The following is a 17,826-nucleotide window of genomic DNA, read 5'->3' on the forward strand; positions in this document are numbered from 1 at the left end:
CAAGTACTAGGGGTTGCCTGGTTTTATAGATATTATGTACTGTGCCTATTACCTAGGTTCCTGCAGAGCATGTTATAGTAGGTGCTTGGTTGTGGGATGTCTCTTATGATTATTATCCTGTTACCTTGGAGGACCAGGTATATCGAACCACAGTTAAAATGTTTAGCAAGTATACCCTGGGAAACAAAGCAATCAATTATTTCCGAGATGCTTATGGACCTATTTCCTGTTAAACCCTTTATGGTTATGTGGTTCTCATTTATACAGTATGTATGCATTTGTTTCCACAGTACATATGCACCAAGTAGTATGTACCATAGAATTACGAAGATTATGTAATTTATGACCTTTGATGGTATTATATTGAGGAATAATGAGAAGATTATTAATATTATTGTGCCTTTAATAATTGTCTTCGTGATCACAGGCTTAATGCAATTATTGTAACTTGGCATTTAGGCATTGTTAATGAAGTAAGACTTTAAAAACAATTAGAATCATATATTAAATCATTAAATATGGCGCTTATTGAGGTCAGGAACTTAAGTGTGGCCTATAAGACGCCGCTTGGTATTGTCCATGCGCTTGAGGACGTCACCTTTAATGTCAATAGAGGTGAATCATTAGCAGTTGTAGGCGAATCCGGAAGCGGTAAGTCAACACTTGCATTAGCCGTGGCTAGGCTACTACCGCCAAACGCGGTGTATGTTAATGGATCTATAATGTTTGACGGTCTTAATCTATTGAGTATGGACAATGACGAGGTTAGGAAAATAAGGGGCACCGGCATATTTATGGTGTTTCAGGAGCCAGCCACTAGCCTAAACCCTGTGTTTAAGATCAAGGAACAATTGCTGGAGGCATTAAGGGTAAGGTATGAGAGGGAGGGTAATAGTTTTGATGAGCATAAGGCCATTGATGAGATAATGAGAGTTCTAAGGGATGTTAGGATGACCGATCCTGAATTAATAATTGATCGATATCCTCACCAATTATCTGGCGGGCAAATACAGAGGGTTATGATAGCCATGGGACTCCTCATGAGGCCTAAGTTGTATATTGCTGATGAACCCACGTCGGCGCTTGATGTTACTGTACAAGCGCAAATACTTAAGCTACTTAGGGATCTAAAGAGGGAATATGGGATTTCAATTCTATTCATAACACATGATATAGCGGTTGCATCAATAATAGGTGATTCAATCATGGTATTATATGCTGGGCAATTAATGGAGTTGGGTGCCATGAAGGACATTATTTATGAGCCAAGGCATCCATATACGCAGGCATTGCTGAATAGCATACCTAGGGTAAGTAAGGCTGAGGGTAAATTACCAATGATAGGTGGTTCCGTACCCAACCTATTGAATCCCCCGTCAGGCTGTAGGTTCCACCCAAGATGTCCAAGTGCCAAGGATGTATGTAGCAAGGTGGTTCCAAGTCTTGTTAGGGTGGGTAATGTATATGTGAGGTGTCACTTGTATGGTCAATGATGTGATCATAAGCACTGAGCACTTGACAAAGGTGTTTTTGGCCAAGAATTATGGTATAATAAATAAGATACTAATGGAAAAACCGCTCTTTGTTAGGGCCGTGGATGACGTAAATATTGAAATCATAAAAGGAAAAACAACGGCACTAGTTGGCGAATCCGGAAGCGGAAAAACAACATTGGGCAGGTTGTTGGTTACGCTTGAACGCCCTACATCAGGCAAGATATACTTCCATGATATTGACATTACTAGTGCAAGAGGTAGGAATTTACAAAACATAAGGGCAAGGCTGCAAATGGTGTTTCAGGATCCGTATTCAAGCCTTAACCCGGTAATGAAAATTAGGGACATAATAGGAGAACCACTAAGAAATAGGGGCGTTAAGGGTAAGGAACTTGACGAAGCAGTGGCTAAAATGATGCATGAGGTTGGCTTGGACTTCTCATCATTAGCAACAAGAAGACCAAGCGAATTATCAGGTGGACAAAGACAAAGAGTTGCGATTGCAAGGGCTTTAATCACTAATCCAGAGTTCGTGGTTCTTGATGAACCAACCTCGGCACTAGATGTCTCTACACAGGCCCAGGTACTTAATTTACTACTTGACTTACAACAGCGCCATAACCTGACATACCTACTAATAACCCATAATATAGCTGTGGCTAGGTACATGAGTGATATCTCTATGATTATGTACATGGGCAAGATAATGGAAATAGGAGAGTCTGGGGTAATTCTCAAGGAACCGTTGCATCCATATACGCAGGCTCTCATAGAATCAGTACCTGATATAACCAAGCCGGATTTAAAACCACCAACTGGGGAGGTCGGTAGTCTCGTTAGTCCACCAAAGGGATGCAGATTTTACCCAAGATGTCCCTTTAGAATGGATATTTGCAAAGAAAAGGAACCGCCCATGATGAAAACAGAGAAGGACATTAGGGTTTCATGCTGGTTATATGTAAAGAAATAACTTCATACAATGTCCGTATTATGAAATGCATTTTTCACATAGAATTAATAATTAGTGTAATAATTATTTTATAATTGAATTGAACATGAAAAACTTAAAAACTAATTAATAATTATAGTTAGTAATATGACGAGAAGAGGACTGTCAAAAAGCGCGACAATAGCCATTGCAGTGGTTATAGTGATAATAGTGATTGGTGTGATAGCCTATATGTTATATAAACCGCCTACTAAGGTCTCAAAACCGGTCACGCCGTCGAATGTTACAACGGTCACTTCAACAACGACCACCACAGTAACGCCGCCATCAAATAATACACTGGTTATTGCAGAGACGACACCACCAGATAGCTTAGACCCCGCAATAGCTGCATATACCCAGGACATGGAGGTATTGTATTCATGCTACCAAACATTGGTAATATACAATGGCACAGATCCATCGACTTTCTTGCCATCCCTAGCCTACAACTGGACAATATCCAATAATTATCTCAACTGGACCTTCCACATAAGGCAGGGAGCATATTTCCAAAATGGCGACCAAATAAACGCAACAACTGTTTGGTTCAGTATTTATAGGTCAATAGTCATGAATCAATTTGGTGCGTTCAACTTCCTCGACTTGCTGTACAACGGGACAACGGCCAGCATGACTGGTTATGCCACTCCCTGGGGTGTTTGTCGTGCTATGGAGCAGATCTTTGGTCTTCAGTTTCCGAATCCGCAGACCAACTTGACTGGATATGAGGAGGAGTGTGCCTATGCCTTGGCAAATGTACTAAGTAACTTCAATGTGCATAACCAGTCAATAGTGGAATTAATGGAATACCCGGACCAAGCGGCAGTGGTTAAGGGACCATATGAAATACAATTCAATCTGCTAGCGCCATACTATGACTATTTAGGTGTGATGGCTGGTTCATGGGCCATGATTGTTGATCCAACATTTGTTGACCAAAATGGTGGTGTTCAACCAGATTCAACAACATCCTACTTAAGCACAAACATGCTTTGTAGCGGGCCATATACGCTTAAGCAGTACATACCGGGTGAGGAATTGGTACTAACGGCAAATCCAAACTACTGGGCTGCGAAGAATCCACCGAACTTCATGCTAACGCCAGCCCATATTCAGAATATAGTTATTAAGTACTACACGAGCTTTGACGAACAAATATTGGCATTCAAGACGGGATCTGCGCAGGCAATAGATACTAGTCCACATGAATCACCGCCACCAATATATCTATCAACGGTTTTATCAATACCAAACATAGTCATGTATGGACCTGTCTGGTCAGGCGGTGACGTATTCCTGGTATTCGACACACAGAGATATCCATATAACTTAACCGTAGTGAGGGAGGCATTTGCATACGCGATTAACACTACGGAGATAATAAATACGGTACTAAAGGGATTTGGCGCTCCATTCCTTGGTCCAATACCACCATACCCATCCAACCCATATTACAACCCAGGCAACCTGCCTCTATATCCCTATGATCCTAACAAGGCAATTGAATTACTAGCGAGTGCCGGGTTCCAACTTACATTACCAAATGGGACCGTAATTAATCCAAACGGTAAACCATTAACTGTACACCTATGGTACATAAGTACAGACTTAACATTTACGCAGGAAGTTCAAATGGTACAGCAAATGCTTAGCAACATTGGTGTTAATGTAATACTCGAGGGCGTGCCTGTGAGTTACTTAGTTTCTGCGATGGAGAATCCACCAACTTCACCGCAATACCCAGGATTCTTCCTACTTGATTGGTACCCAGACTGGTGGGACCCAGTGGCTCAGGAGGCATGGTTCATACTAAATGTTGATTTCGGAGGCATTACTGGCAATGAGGCTTGGTACAATAACTCACTGGTCAATACCTTGACCACGGAGGCCGTATTCACGACCAACATAACGCAGAGAGTTGGATTTATGGAGCAAATCTACGCCCAGGTATATAAGGATGTACCATATATATGGCTATATGAACCAGCATTCTATGGCTTTACATACAAGTATGTTTGCGGTGTACTTGTCAACCCATTGATTACTGGTTTCTACTACCCAACAATGTATCTCTATAACGGGACAGGTACATGCATAAACTATACACCAATATATACAACAACGGGTAGTTCGTAGTAAATATTATCCAAATAAATGAGTTAAACTTAAAAATCAGCTATTATTTTTTGTAATAATGGGTCTTGCATCTTTTCTAATAAGGAGGAGTATAAATATGGTAATTACGGTGTTCGGTGTGATATTCATAATGTTCATAATAACCCATGTAATAACCCCAAACCCAGCAGTCGCATGGGCAGGTCCGCATCCTATACCATCAATAGTTGAGGCAATAACTAAGGAGTATCACTTGAATGATCCCGTTTATGTTCAGTTCTATTACTTCATAATGGCCGTACTAGAAGGAAACTGGGGTGAGGACCCCATGTACCACCAACCAATAATACAGTTAATAGACGTTTACTTTCCAAGGACTCTTGAGCTTACGATATTTGCCATGATCGTTATAATAGTAGTAGGTATCCTGACGGGCGCTATAGCTGCTGTACACAGAAATACGCCAACGGATTACACAATTAGGGCATTCTATCTAGTGACTTGGTCTATGCCGCCATTCCTCGTCGCTATGCTTCTTCAATTAGCAATAGCATACGGATTGAAACTCCTGCCGGCCACTGGGCTTGCGAATCCATTGTTAACCCCACCAAAGCCAATAACGGGTATGCCAACGGTTGATGCATTAATTGAGGGTGATTGGGTATACTTCTGGTCGAGTCTTAGGCATTTAATTTTACCGGCTACCGCGCTGGCTCTTGTGGCGTTTGGTATAATATCCAGGCTCATTAGGAATGGAATGATTGACATTGCCTCAAAGCCCTTCATAAGGACTGCAATAATGAAGGGACTTAAGGAGAGAGATGTTGTTTTTAGGCATATGCTGAGGAACGCGCTTATACCAGCAATAACAATACTGGCGTTAACATTTGCCTCATTACTCGCTGGGGCGGTTGTTATTGAGGACGTATTCTCATGGACAGGAATGGGTTGGCTACTAACACAGGCTCTTTACCAGCAGGATTACCCCTTGGTGATGGCTGGGACGTTCATAGTAGCCATTGGCGTAGTCATACTAAATCTAATAGCTGATATATTATATGCCATTGTAGACCCGAGGATAAAGCTTGAGTAGGTGGTACTATGTCAACACAAGTTACCATTACCAGAGAACGCAGACAATCAACATTAAGGCTATTCATGACCTACATGATTCATAACCCACCAGCACTAATTGGTTTTATAATAACGGTGGTATTCTACGGTTGGGCAATAATAGAAGGAACCCTACAATTACTAGGTATGGTTCTCCACAACCCAGTACTTGGATGGGTATTACTACCCTATAATCCCTTTGCGGTTAAATACGCTGCTGCCTTTAAATCACCATCTATTACTCATCTATTTGGTACCGACAATCTAGGCAGGGACTTATTTAGTGAAATACTCTATGGTACGCCAACCGAGGCATTAATATCAATTCTCGTCGTGGGCTCGGCAATTCTCATAGGAGGCCTAATAGGCATGATCTCTGGATACTTTGGCAAGTACGTCGAGGAAGCTGGTATGAGAGTTACTGACATGTTCTTGGCATTTCCAGCAATAATACTCGCACTTGCAGTGGAGGCAGCCATAGGTAGGGGCGCCATAAATGCCGCAATAGCCTTAATGGTTGTCTGGTGGCCAACCTATGCAAGGCTCTTTAGGGCTGAGACCCTTAGGGTGAAGACCCAATACTTCATTGACGCCGCAAAACTTTCTGGCTCAAACACAATGAGTATAGTATTTAGGCACATATTTCCAAATGTACTGACCCCAGTCATTTCCTATGCAACGATAGACCTGGGAAACGTAATACTATCGTACTCAATAATAAGCTTCCTAGGCTTTGGAGTACCACCACCATACCCAGAGTGGGGTAGGCTCGTGTCCGAGGGCTTCCAGTACTTCCCAGCACCAGCCTGGTGGTACGCAATAATACCCGGCGTGATAATAACAATAGTAGTAATTGGACTCGCGCTTCTTGGTGATGGAATATCAGAGTACATAACAAGCGGAGGCATAACAGCATAATACCTCAATTCTTATAACCAAAACCATTCAGTAAGGATGTCCCTCATCAACATCAGGGTCTAGGAATTCATCAAAGAATAATAGCATTACTAAGTATTTAAGGCTTTCCCAATTTATGAAACATCAAATTAGCCACCAAACCTGCTAAGTGGTCAGGCATCGAACAATCTAACTCTCTTATTAACATAAGTGCTCATTATTCACGTGCTTATAGCATTTATCCCAAGGTTAAAGTCAACAGTGATCTTTCGCTTCATTGATCCAAATACTGGGCTCTCGCCACGACATAGCCATGAAATCAACCCTAATAGGTCACTCCTTATAATTACGTAGCACTCAGTGACTTCTTAACTTCATTAATTAACTCCTGAATGATGGGAAGTCTAGCCCTAACGTCACCAATGTCAATCCTAACCTCATGAAATCCGTTTACGTGTAGGAAGTAAGCCGTATCCCAAGCTCTCCATGCAGTATCTCCTAATCTACGTGCAGCCTTGTCCAGTAGGCTTATGGTCCACCTGCCCTTACTTAAGGCCTCCCTGGCCTCGTCAAGGCACCTGTCAATCGCCAAAGCCTTAATTGCCTCCTTAACCGCCTTGTAAAGCTTCTCACTCGACTGAACTACATCACCCTTACTAACAAAGCCTAAGCCCTCATTAAACATGGTCAAAGCTAACTCGGCATGAGCCTTAGCAGCACTTGGTGGGTCAATGTTTAGGTTTACCGTTAATACGTCAATTATGTAATCAATATCTAATCCATTCCTCCTAAGGATATTAATTATAGTCTCAGGCAACTCCACGCTAATTAATTGCCCAAGATACTATAAAAGCCTTCTTTATATGCGATAACTTAAATTGTAAATTGAATGTAAAAGAACCACAACAAAAGATAAATAATGAACCAAGGGTCGCTTTTCATAAAAATATAATCCATTACCATGAACTAACTATATATCATAACATACTGTAATTGCGATTCAATGACTGACGCAGAACCTGGATATGAAAACGGTCATGGTTACGAGAACTGTAGGAATTGATTGTAAAGTGGTGGGCCCGGTGGGATTTGAACCCACGACTTCCGCCTCTACACGGAGCCTACGGGTCTGGAGCCCGCCGCTCTGGGCCTTGCTGAGCTACGGGCCCTGTTAGGTTGTATTCATTGTTTGTTTTTTAAGTTTTTTGCGGTGCTTGGTGCGTGTATTGCTTAGTATTTGTTGTAGAATGCCTGTCTTAGTGTTGATCCTACTAGTCCAATTACTGTCCTTGCGTGTGGTATTGGGAATCCGTAGAAGCCGTGGGTTACTCCGTTGAATCTTACGGTTACTGTGGGCACTCCTGCCTCGGCGAGTTTCACTGCGTAGGTTTCTGCGGAGTCTCTCAGTGGGTCGTACTCGGAGGTTATTACTAGGGCTGGCGGTAGGTTGCTTAGGTTGTCCACGAGTATTGGTGAGAACCTTGGGTCGAAGGCATCCACTGGGCTCTTTAGGTAGGCTTTGTTAAAAAATGCCATGGATTCACGATCAAGGAATAGGCCTGTGGCGTATTCCCTAACTGTGTATGATGCCAGGTCGACCCCTACGAATGGGTTTATCAAGACTTGATACTTAAGGCTTGGCCTCAGTCCCTGGTCCCTGGCCATTATTGTCACTACGGCGGTCAGGTTACCGCCAGCACTGTCGCCACCAATTGCGACCTTCTCTGGGTCGCCATTAATCTCCCTCGCGTGCTCGAGAACCCATTTTGTCGAGTCGAAGGAGTCAATTACGGCTGCCGGGAATTTATGCTCAGGGGCTAGCCTATAGTCCACTGAGATTACCACGCAGTCGCAGGCAGTGGCTAACTCCCGGCATAGTGGGTCATAGGTTTCCACGTCGCCGATGACGAAACCACCGCCGTGGAGGTAAATGAGAACCCCAAAATTAGTGCCTTCTCTGGGTACATAGACCCTGGCGGGTATTTTTGCTTCAGTGCCTGGTATGGTTATGTCGTAGACCTTATAAATAGGTCTCCTTGGCTGTGACGTGAAAAACGCCCTAAACATCTTCCTGAACTCATCAAGTGGTATCTTGGTCATTTGGGGCATTACCTTGTTCAGTTCCTCAAGGATTTTCCTAACCGCTGGATCCAAGGGCATATATATCGGCTCAGGTTAAGACTCTAAAAGTGTTTGCTCTATATAGGCATTAAACTAATATAAAAAAGTACCATTAATGGCTCCAACCCCGCCTCCTCCTATGTCTATGCCTGGCTGGTTCTGGTCTCGATATGATGGATACGAGGGTACTAGATGCAGTATCAGCATCAAGCACAATTACGGGCCCATCCTCCCTCTGAACAAGGACCGGGCCACAGGGAGTACTTATTAGTACTTTAACAACTGAACCAGTCGTTAAGCCGAGGTCTATTAACCTATCGCTACTGGGCTTGACTATTTTCACCAGTGAGTTGTTTGGTGCTCTATTTATTGGTATGTGCTCGTTATTTACGTTCATATTGAATTACCTTAATGCAATTAATGCCATGTGATACGCCGCGTATGCTGATCCCAACGCTATTAGGAATTGTAAAATCGTGTTGATCACCGTAAGCCTTAAGCCTACAACCTGCTTCTCGGTAATTAACGTTGCAATGCATGGTGAGTAGAAGGTTGTAAAAACTATCAGTGCTATGGCGGATGGCAGCGAAATAAATGATTTAACCGCATGAATAAGCCCACCCTCCTCAACACCATACATTAAAGCCAGAGTGCTTAATACAACCTCCTTAAATATATACCCATAAACCAACGCCGCAGAGAACTGCCAGGGTATGCCTATTGGGCTTAACAATGGCGACAATGCATTACCTATTATGCCAAGCCACGTTTGCCTCAGGAGCACGGGATTATCAAGAGCCTTTGGGCCTATTACACCACTTGGTCCACTTATCGAAAGGAACCACATTACTATTATAAAAATCACTATTAACGCCCCAGCCCTGGAAATGAATTCATAAGTATAATGCCAAACCTTCTTAATGAATGCCTTATGTAAGGGTAATACTAATGGAGGTAATGTGTAGGAATACGGCGCTTTTCCACCTATGAACTTTAAATGTACCTTTGAGAAACTCGATATAATAATCACGCCGATTAACGCCACTGCATAGGGCAGTACCACTACAAGGCCCATTAAATGTGGTAATACTGCGGCGGCTATTAATGATATTATCACGAACCTGGCGGTGCACGGTATGTAGGGGATCATTAATGCAGTGAGCATCCTATCCCTAGTACTTGGCATGGCCTTAGTGGCGGTTATTGCAGGTACGTTACACCCAGAGCCGGCGATTAAGTATATTAAACCCCTTGAAGGGATACCAACACGCCTTAACCACCTCTCTATTGGGAATGATATTCTCACGATCAATCCTGAATCCTCTATAAACGCTATTAGGAGGGCAACCCCAAAGACGTAGGGTATAAAGTCTATTAATGTTGATATCCCATTCCACACCCCATCAATAATTAATGACCTAATTAATTCATTGGTTACGTAATACCCAACAACATCATTTATTGGCAATGAATTAAGGGCAGTTGATAATAGGTCCACCAGTGGTTCTAGAGCGAGGAACACGGTCTCAGCTACTACAAATAATAATAAAATGGAGATGATTGGTCCGTATTTAGGATTCATGAATAATTCATCATACCTACTGAGCGAGGGCTTTCCACTCTTTATAACAAACCTATTAATAAGTGATCTTACAACATTCCAGCGCATAGCCGCGACATAACTACTTACATCTTCAATCTCTCTACGGGCGTTCTCAATCAACTGCCTAACATAATCATTATTCAATAGGCTACCTATTATTTCCTTCGCAACTGGGTTATCACTGATCACCTCTATTGCAAGCCCCCGTGATATTCCGAGGGTATTAGACAAAGTCTCTATGTATTTCTCAAGTTTTCCGTAATTAATAATATGCGTATTACCCTGCCTTAATTCATATATCTTAATTATCATATTCTTCAATTTACTCAACCCGGCGCCCTTAGCAGCTACTGTAGGTAATACAGGTATTCCTAAGGCTTTACTTAATCCTTCAATGTCGTATTGAAAGCCCCTCCTAGATGCTAAATCCACCATATTAAGAACGAGGATTACGGGCCTACCCAGCTCAAGGATTTGAACAAGTAGGTAGAGGGTTTGTTCAGGATCAAGTGCGGATCCGACCGCTATTATGCCGTCATAGTCATCCCGTAATATCTCCCTGGCAGCCACAGTCTCATCAACCATATTGGCTCTGAGGCTGTAGGTTCCTGGTAAGTCTATGATTGATACTTTAATTCCGTTAATGTTGTATTCAACTCTATTTATTGAAACCGTGGTACCTGGGTAATTGGCAGTCCTTATGGTAACGCCACTGAGTTCGCTGACTATGGTGGACTTACCACAATTTGGTATACCAGCAATTAGAACCTTAATGTTATTATCATGCATTTACTTATCGGTTATTCATAATGATGAGTTACTTAAAAGCTATTCTTTGGGCTGAATTAGGGTAGCCCTAACAGAAAAGTTTATAATTATCATTAGGGTAACCCTAATAATATGCAGAAAATCACATTCTCAAGGAAGTCGCCTAGGGTATGGTTACTGGCAGGCATTATATCAGTGGCCATAATTATTGCCATAATGTCAATGCCCGAAGTACTCGAGCCCCTTGCTAAGTACATAGTTAAGTCCATGGGATCCTACTGGCTGATTGCAGTGCTCATTGTTGGAGTGATACATGGTTTGAAGCCTGATGAGCATACCTGGCCAATAACGGTGACCTATGGTTTAATGCAGAGAAACGTGAGAGGTGTTATTACGGCTGTTTCCGTATTTGCCAGTGCCCTGACCCTAGTGTGGACTTTGATGAGTGCCTTAGTTGGTGAGTTAATGGGTTTGCTTAATACATCGGTTCTTGACCCGTATGTTGACATAATTGTTGGAATAACCATGATCGGAATTGCCACATACTTGGTGTTTGGGAAACACAGGGATCACCATGATGTTAAGACCGCGGATTACAGACTAATATGGATTCACGGCTTAGCCGCAGCATTTGGCGGTGATTTCTTCATAGTATTAATTCTGACCATCGTCATTGTTCCCATGATCACGACTGGTTTATCATTTCTTGTTGGTTTCATGTTCGGTTTCGGTTCTTGGCTAGCCCAGACCATCATAGTGCTGGCCATCTATAAAGGTGTGGTTAAGAGCGTTGGTGATTGGAGCGTTGTGGCTGAGGCCGGTAGGATTGCCCTTGGTATATTGGGCCTGTTCATGATTTGGCTTGGCGTTTACTCGTTCTTATTTCCCAATGATTAGGGAAGCATTATTTTTAAACAGGCACTTGGCCTTGAGTAATGTGGTTACTATTGAAAGTATTAGGTTAAGGAGTTACTTGTTTAATTATCCTGTTAGTAGGCCTAGGAGGCTCAGGTCAAACATGCTCATTAGGAATATGGTTGCCGAGACAATGCTTAGGTCTGATGACTTCGTGATGCCTTTATTCATTAGGGAGGATATCAGCGAGCCTGAGCCCATAAAGTCACTGCCTGGACAGTATAGGTGGCCTCTTAATGATAAGTTGATTAACTTTGTTGATCAACTAGTTGGTTCTGGCATTAGGTCAGTTATTTTATTCGGCATACCCGAGCATAAGGACGAGTGGGGTAGCTCAGCATATGAGGAGCATGGTGTGATACAGAGGGCCATTAGGTTCCTGAAGGACTCCTTTGAGGATAAACTCATTGTCATGGCTGACGTATGCCTTTGCGAGTACACAGACCATGGCCATTGCGGAGTCGTTAAGAAATTACCCAATGGTAGGTATATAATTGATAATGACTCAACAATAGAGCTCTACGCAAAGACTGCGGTGACCTATGCAGAGTCTGGTGTTGATGTCGTTGCGCCTTCGGGCATGATGGATGGGCAGGTTAAGGCGATTAGGGAGGCCCTTGATAGGGCTGGCTTCAATGATATTGCAATAATGGCTTATAGCGCTAAATATGCGAGTTCATTCTATGGTCCATTTAGGGAGGCTGCGGCCAGTGCGCCTAGGTTTGGTGATAGGCGTAGTTACCAGATGGACCCGAGGAATGCCCATGAGGCCCTTAAGGAGGTTGTCATGGACATTAATGAGGGCGCCGACATTGTCATGGTTAAGCCAGCAATGCTTTACTTGGATGTCATTAGGCTCGTGAAACAGAACTTCCCGGAGATACCCCTGGCTGCTTATCAGGTCAGTGGTGAGTATGCCATGCTCAAGGCGGCCATAATGAACGGTTGGCTTGATGAGAGGAAGGCGATCCTTGAATCACTGATTGCCATTAGGAGGGCTGGGGCTGATTTAATAATTACGTATTTTGCAAAGGATGCCGTTGAGTACCTCAGCGAGGTTGATCGATTATTCTAGTAATATAATTAATTCTAAAAATAAGTATATTTAATAAATACTTATTTTTATTCTAGAGAAAGCAATATAAATACCCCTAGTCACAATATGTTGATTCGGTATGGATATAGATCGTTTCCTCTCGGATAGATCAAGGTTAATGAAGGCCTCAGAGATTAGGGAGTTATTGAAGTGGGTTAATGAGAATGTGATTTCCTTTGGTGGCGGGATGCCTGATCCTTCTTCCTTCCCTGTTAAGGAAATAATGGAGATTACGAGGGATGTCTTGTCCGCCAAGGCAGAGAAGGCGTTGCAGTACGGCACGACTGGTGGTATTTTAGAATTGAAAGAGGAACTCGCGAAATTCATGGGAAAGGTGGGCATTAAAATTAATGGACCTGAGGATATTATAATTACCGTGGGAAGCCAGGAAGCCCTTGATATAATAGGCAGGTTATTCATTAACCCAGGGGATTACATAATAACAGAGAGTCCGACCTACCTAGCTGCGCTACAGGCCTTTAGGATTTATGGACCTAGGATGGTTGGTATTCCCATGGACAGTGAGGGGGTTAGGGTGGATTTGCTTGAGGAAGCTGTCAGGAAAATAATTAATGATGGTGGCAAGTTGAAGTTCATTTATGTAGTACCTACGGGGCAAAATCCAACAGGCATTACAATGAGTGATGAAAGGAGGAAAGCACTACTTGATGTTGCCAGCAGGTATGACCTGGCCATAGTTGAGGATGATCCGTACGGCTATATATACTTTGGGGATGATGAACCACCGGCTAGGCTTAAGGCAATGGATAGTGAGGGTAGGGTTATTTACCTATCCACATTCAGTAAGATAGCGGCGCCTGGGCTTAGGCTTGGTTGGGTTGCGGCGAGTAGTGAGGTGATTAGGTGGTTTGAGCTTGCCAAGCAATCCATCGACCTGCACACTTCGACGCTTAATCAATACATAGCCGCCGAATTACTAAGGAGAGGTGTCATTGAGAAGAATATACCAAGGACTAAGGAGATATATAGATCGAAGAGGGACCTAATGCTCCAGGCATTGAGTGAGTACATGCCAAGTGGCGTAAGTTGGACAAGGCCATCGGCAGGTATGTTCATTTGGCTAACAACGCCTGAGAGGATAGATACGGGGGAAATGCTGGGTACTGCCATTAAGAAGTATGGTGTTGCCTATGTGCCTGGTAAATCATTCTATCCCAATGAGGAGAGACACAATGACATGAGGTTGAACTTTACGTATCCAACGCCACAACAAATATTTGAGGGTATAAAGAGACTTGCTTTAGTTATTGCTGAGTATTTAAATGCATAGGGTTTCTGTTTAGTTTCAATTCCGTTTCAAATGAGTTCGGCAATTCCAATGCGTTGTGTTTTCCATGAATCCTTATAAGTTACCTTTAATTTAGTTAATCGTAATGTGGAATAAGGATCATGTAATTAATAATGATGGATCAAGTATTAATAAATTGTATGGGGATATACTCGGGGTTATCGAAAAAAGTATCAATGAGAATAATAAATTGATAATGGTAATGGGCACAAAACTAAGTTATAATGAATTAATAAGCAAGCTTTTCGTTGGATCATATGTAGTAATTATTGATAAAGTTAGGAAGAGTGATGTGATGATCAAGGTTAATAATGTGGAGAGCATGGTTAGTCCACCACCATCAATAAGTGGTGCGGAACCTACGTATGTGAAGGTGTCTGGCAGTTTTGTGGTAACGAGAATTATGGAGGGTGATTCGTATAAATATACAACAATGCACATAATACCTACAGTTGGCAGTTTAGTAATATATCCAAACAGTAATATTATTAAGGAATTTCTCGGTTTAGGTGGTGATTTAGTACTTGGTATGACAATGATTAATGGATATAACATACCAATGTCGTTAAGTAATGAAATTGTAAGTAAAGGTCTGTTGATAATTGGCCAACCTGGATGCGGTAAATCTCTGCTTATTAAGAATATAATTAATGGGCTCTATATCACAAAGAGTCATAACAATATCGTAATACTTGATAGAACTGGTGAATATCCCAAGGATCTTGTGAGACATGGCATTGGCGCATCAATATTGATGCCAATGGACCTAATGAAATTAAATAGACCAATTGACCTAGATGAATTAAGAAAATATGTTATTGATAAGTTACGAATGCTGGGCTTTAATGGTAAGACTAAGATAACGATGGACGTCTCTAAGGAAAATGGCATTGATTTTCACATAAACTTCCTAAAACAGGAAATTGGCGAACTAATCGTCTTCCCATCATCAATCAGGTTTAGGTGGTTTATTGAACGGGCAATTAATTACCTTGACCCAGAAATAAGGTATGCAATATTGGAAATAATGATAAAAGACGAAAAGGCGCTAAGCACAATACAGAGCTTCATCAGCGTACTGAAGGACTCCGAGCTGACTAATATGGTTGGTAAGGGATCAATTGGTAAAGCCATGGAACTGGCATACCTACTAAGGGACTCTGGGTACTTTGATGCCTTAGTTAATGTTGGTAGTGATAACATTGATCTCTCGATCTTCAGTCCGATCAGGGTATTAAAAGGCAGGGTTACAGTCATTGATCTTCATGAGCTACCGGAATCATTGATGAATATTTATGAAACTATCCTCATAGAGGATATCATTGGGTGGTTTAGGGGCTCCAGAAATAATAGGGTCGTTATTGTTGTAGATAATGCCGAGGGGCTTGCAAATGATAAGAATGTACTGAGTGCCTTAATAAGTAACATGAGGATCGGTAAAGCCCATGGAGTATCCTTTATAGTGTCCACAAGAGTTCCTATACGTAAAATATATACAGAGTTTGGAAATATTGCAATCATGAGAACAAACACTGATCCCCTAAGGCTTGGGGGCTGTCAAGACGATACCGGCCTGCTTGATAAGGAGTTTCTTCTTGTCTCCCCATTACTAAACATTAATTGTCTAAAGGGGTCATTGGCGTAATCCTAATTAACCCTGCCATGGTATCTGATCTCAGTGACAACTTTAATAGCTGAATTGCCTCCGTTAAGGAGAATCGATAGCATAAATAATTACTTAGGTATGGTAGGTAACGTAGTTGATTATATAACTCACATCGACATTCCTGACTCTACGTTCGCATCCCCATCAGCAAACTCAGTGCTAATTGGCGCCTTAATTAGGCATAGGTTTTCTAACGTAGAGGTTATGGCTAATATTAGGATAGCTGATCATAATAAGGTTGGGCTCACTGCATTAATTATGGGTGGCTTAGCCAATGGTATTAGGAGTTATCTATTGATGAGGGGTGACTTGGGCCCAGGTGTTACTGCAGTTACTGACTTGACGCCAGTGAGCGCCATTGAGTACCTAAGGAGTACAGAACAGGTTAATGAGGCAAGGCTTGGGGTATCAATATCAAGTTTTGATGAGAATTACATAAGGGATAGATTGAGGGTTAAACCTGACTTTGCCATGCTTCAATACACCCTGTCAATGGATGATCTGAGGAAAGTGGCGATAATAAGTAGGGAGTACGGTATTGATGTTTATCCGCCGTTATTAATAATAACAAGTAAATCTGCAAGGACCATAGGCAGGATTCTAAACATGGAGATTACAGCTAAGCCAGACCCTGTAGGTGATGCCCTTGAGAGGGCTCGAGAATTACTGCAATATTTCCCAGGCATTTATTTGTCATCGCCTGGCGATTTTAATTCAATTATAGAGGTTGCAAGGGCATTAAGGAAGTACCTATGAATTCTCCGATTCCTTGTCACCCTCCTCTTCGCCCGGTAATTTAAGTAATGATCTTACTTGCTTCTTGGCAGGGGCTTCAACCCTAGACTCAAGCTTATCCTTATACATGGCAATTATAGTATCGACAATGCTCAGTATAGCCCTTGCGGTATCCGAGGTTGAATACTTCATTAGAAATGGTTCACCCTGATCGTTTGATTCTCCAATTCTTGGGTCAAGTGGTATCATGCCGAGATACGGTATGCCGTACTTATCCGCCATTTCTTTACCAATTAATTTCCCAAATATGTAATACGTCTTACCTGAATCAGGGCAATAGAAACAGCACATATTCTCCACAACACCAGTTACTGGTACTTTCACCTTCCTAGAGAAGTCAATGGTCTTCTGTACAATCCTCCTGGAAACATCACTTGGTGCGGTCACTATTATACTACCGGTCATTTCGTTAGCAAGGGTTTGGGCTATTGTTAATGGCGCGTCGCCTGTGCCTGGCGGTAAATCAATAAACAATGCATCCAAGTCACCCCAAACTACACTACCCAGGAAGTCCTTAATTGCCCTATCAACCAATGGGCCCCTCCAAATGACGGCGGTGTCATCAGTGGGTAGTAGGAAGTCCATGGAGACCACCTTTATGCCGAATGGCCCCTCAGCAGGTATTATCTTCTCATCCTCACTAAGGTAAAGATTAGCGCCAACTAGACCGAGTAGTTTTGGTATCGTCGGGCCATAGACATCGGCATCAAGTATGCCAACCCTGTAGCCCCTCATTGCAAAGCCCAGTGCCAGGCTTGCTGTGACGAAGCTCTTGCCGACGCCGCCCTTACCGCTCATTATTGCAAACTTGGCCTTAATGGACTTCATGGTCTGCGCAATTTCACCAGTATCTAATGGACCCGCCTTTTGTACAGAGACCTTTATCTTATTGGTTCCGCCTTGGCTGTTCTGCGAGGGCATTCGTATTACATTTATAATTA

Annotated in this window: 16 protein-coding genes and 1 tRNA gene; 10 read left to right on the forward strand and 7 right to left on the reverse strand. The window is 42.4% G+C overall.

Annotated features, from left to right (window positions below):
• Window positions 1-32: 32 nt before the first annotated feature.
• Window positions 33-455 carry a PH domain-containing protein gene (locus tag Vsou_RS02985; protein WP_188602787.1) on the reverse strand — a complete coding sequence of 141 codons (423 nt, stop codon included), beginning with the start codon at window positions 453-455 and terminating at the stop codon, window positions 33-35.
• Between the two features lie 63 nt (window positions 456-518).
• Between Vsou_RS02985 and Vsou_RS02990 the strand changes: the two genes are divergently transcribed.
• The 5 genes from Vsou_RS02990 to Vsou_RS03010 all read left to right on the forward strand — a co-directional run bounded on the left by Vsou_RS02990 (window position 519) and on the right by Vsou_RS03010 (window position 6,633).
• Window positions 519-1,493, forward strand: a complete 975-nt coding sequence (locus Vsou_RS02990) for an ABC transporter ATP-binding protein (RefSeq protein WP_188602788.1) — start codon at window positions 519-521, stop codon at window positions 1,491-1,493.
• Window positions 1,483-2,466 (forward strand): ABC transporter ATP-binding protein, encoded by a 984-nt coding sequence (locus Vsou_RS02995; protein ID WP_188602789.1) that lies wholly within the window; start codon window positions 1,483-1,485, stop codon window positions 2,464-2,466. Before Vsou_RS02990 ends, Vsou_RS02995 begins: the two co-directional genes overlap by 11 nt.
• Window positions 2,467-2,592: 126 nt before the next feature.
• The gene (locus Vsou_RS03000) at window positions 2,593-4,623 is read left to right on the forward strand and encodes an ABC transporter substrate-binding protein (protein ID WP_188602790.1); all 2,031 of its coding nucleotides are present in this window, start codon (window positions 2,593-2,595) and stop codon (window positions 4,621-4,623) included.
• Between the two features lie 58 nt (window positions 4,624-4,681).
• Window positions 4,682-5,695, forward strand: a complete 1,014-nt coding sequence (locus tag Vsou_RS03005; protein ID WP_188602791.1) for an ABC transporter permease — start codon at window positions 4,682-4,684, stop codon at window positions 5,693-5,695.
• Between the two features lie 8 nt (window positions 5,696-5,703).
• Window positions 5,704-6,633: an ABC transporter permease gene (locus Vsou_RS03010; RefSeq protein ID WP_229709742.1), complete on the forward strand. Its 930-nt coding sequence runs from the start codon at window positions 5,704-5,706 to the stop codon at window positions 6,631-6,633.
• Between the two features lie 325 nt (window positions 6,634-6,958).
• On the opposite strand, the gene Vsou_RS03015 is transcribed toward Vsou_RS03010, so the two are convergent.
• From Vsou_RS03015 to feoB, 5 genes are all read right to left on the reverse strand, one after another.
• Entirely contained in the window at window positions 6,959-7,435 is a 477-nt protein-coding gene (locus Vsou_RS03015; RefSeq protein WP_054843368.1) for a PaREP1 family protein, read from the reverse strand.
• A 248-nt stretch (window positions 7,436-7,683) separates the two neighbouring features.
• A tRNA-Trp gene (locus tag Vsou_RS03020) sits at window positions 7,684-7,781 on the reverse strand.
• 61 nt (window positions 7,782-7,842) lie between these two features.
• Window positions 7,843-8,772, reverse strand: coding sequence for an alpha/beta hydrolase (locus Vsou_RS03025; RefSeq protein ID WP_188602792.1), 930 nt, complete (start codon window positions 8,770-8,772; stop codon window positions 7,843-7,845).
• Window positions 8,773-8,845: 73 nt separating this feature from the next.
• The gene (locus tag Vsou_RS03030) at window positions 8,846-9,130 is read right to left on the reverse strand and encodes a FeoA domain-containing protein (RefSeq protein ID WP_188602793.1); all 285 of its coding nucleotides are present in this window, start codon (window positions 9,128-9,130) and stop codon (window positions 8,846-8,848) included.
• A gap of 6 nt (window positions 9,131-9,136) precedes the next feature.
• A complete protein-coding gene (gene feoB, locus Vsou_RS03035; protein WP_188602794.1) occupies window positions 9,137-11,125 on the reverse strand; it encodes a ferrous iron transport protein B in 1,989 nt (662 codons plus the stop codon).
• Window positions 11,126-11,236: 111 nt separating this feature from the next.
• On the opposite strand from feoB, the gene Vsou_RS03040 reads away from it, so the two are divergent.
• The 5 genes from Vsou_RS03040 to Vsou_RS03060 all read left to right on the forward strand — a co-directional run bounded on the left by Vsou_RS03040 (window position 11,237) and on the right by Vsou_RS03060 (window position 16,846).
• Entirely contained in the window at window positions 11,237-12,001 is a 765-nt protein-coding gene (locus Vsou_RS03040; RefSeq protein ID WP_188602795.1) for a hypothetical protein, read from the forward strand.
• Between the two features lie 40 nt (window positions 12,002-12,041).
• Window positions 12,042-13,094 (forward strand): porphobilinogen synthase, encoded by a 1,053-nt coding sequence (hemB, locus tag Vsou_RS03045; protein WP_229709743.1) that lies wholly within the window; start codon window positions 12,042-12,044, stop codon window positions 13,092-13,094.
• A gap of 100 nt (window positions 13,095-13,194) precedes the next feature.
• On the forward strand, window positions 13,195-14,406 hold the full coding sequence (locus tag Vsou_RS03050) for an aminotransferase-like domain-containing protein (RefSeq protein ID WP_188602796.1): 1,212 nt from the start codon (window positions 13,195-13,197) through the stop codon (window positions 14,404-14,406).
• 103 nt (window positions 14,407-14,509) lie between these two features.
• A complete protein-coding gene (locus Vsou_RS03055) occupies window positions 14,510-16,069 on the forward strand; it encodes a helicase HerA domain-containing protein (RefSeq protein WP_188602797.1) in 1,560 nt (519 codons plus the stop codon).
• A 33-nt stretch (window positions 16,070-16,102) separates the two neighbouring features.
• Window positions 16,103-16,846, forward strand: coding sequence for a hypothetical protein (locus Vsou_RS03060; RefSeq protein WP_188602798.1), 744 nt, complete (start codon window positions 16,103-16,105; stop codon window positions 16,844-16,846).
• Here the strand turns inward: Vsou_RS03060 and Vsou_RS03065 are convergent.
• Window positions 16,841-17,806, reverse strand: coding sequence for an Mrp/NBP35 family ATP-binding protein (locus Vsou_RS03065; protein ID WP_188602799.1), 966 nt, complete (start codon window positions 17,804-17,806; stop codon window positions 16,841-16,843). The two genes, Vsou_RS03060 and Vsou_RS03065, sit on opposite strands and share 6 nt — an antisense overlap.
• Window positions 17,807-17,826 lie beyond the last annotated feature (20 nt).

This window comes from Vulcanisaeta souniana JCM 11219 (assembly GCF_026000775.1).
Lineage (GTDB): Archaea > Thermoproteota > Thermoprotei > Thermoproteales > Thermocladiaceae > Vulcanisaeta > Vulcanisaeta souniana.

Coding starts and splice junctions, on each gene's coding strand:
- Vsou_RS02995 (WP_188602789.1), top strand. CDS start 1,483: ATGGTCAATGATGTGATCATAAGCACTGAGCACTTGACAAAGGTGTTT.
- Vsou_RS03030 (WP_188602793.1), bottom strand. CDS start 9,130: ATGAACGTAAATAACGAGCACATACCAATAAATAGAGCACCAAACAAC.
- Vsou_RS03025 (WP_188602792.1), bottom strand. CDS start 8,772: ATGCCCTTGGATCCAGCGGTTAGGAAAATCCTTGAGGAACTGAACAAG.
- Vsou_RS02985 (WP_188602787.1), bottom strand. CDS start 455: ATGCCAAGTTACAATAATTGCATTAAGCCTGTGATCACGAAGACAATT.
- Vsou_RS03050 (WP_188602796.1), top strand. CDS start 13,195: ATGGATATAGATCGTTTCCTCTCGGATAGATCAAGGTTAATGAAGGCC.
- Vsou_RS03065 (WP_188602799.1), bottom strand. CDS start 17,806: ATGCCCTCGCAGAACAGCCAAGGCGGAACCAATAAGATAAAGGTCTCT.
- Vsou_RS03040 (WP_188602795.1), top strand. CDS start 11,237: ATGCAGAAAATCACATTCTCAAGGAAGTCGCCTAGGGTATGGTTACTG.
- feoB (WP_188602794.1), bottom strand. CDS start 11,125: ATGCATGATAATAACATTAAGGTTCTAATTGCTGGTATACCAAATTGT.
- Vsou_RS03010 (WP_229709742.1), top strand. CDS start 5,704: ATGTCAACACAAGTTACCATTACCAGAGAACGCAGACAATCAACATTA.
- Vsou_RS03055 (WP_188602797.1), top strand. CDS start 14,510: ATGTGGAATAAGGATCATGTAATTAATAATGATGGATCAAGTATTAAT.
- Vsou_RS03000 (WP_188602790.1), top strand. CDS start 2,593: ATGACGAGAAGAGGACTGTCAAAAAGCGCGACAATAGCCATTGCAGTG.
- Vsou_RS02990 (WP_188602788.1), top strand. CDS start 519: ATGGCGCTTATTGAGGTCAGGAACTTAAGTGTGGCCTATAAGACGCCG.
- Vsou_RS03005 (WP_188602791.1), top strand. CDS start 4,682: ATGGGTCTTGCATCTTTTCTAATAAGGAGGAGTATAAATATGGTAATT.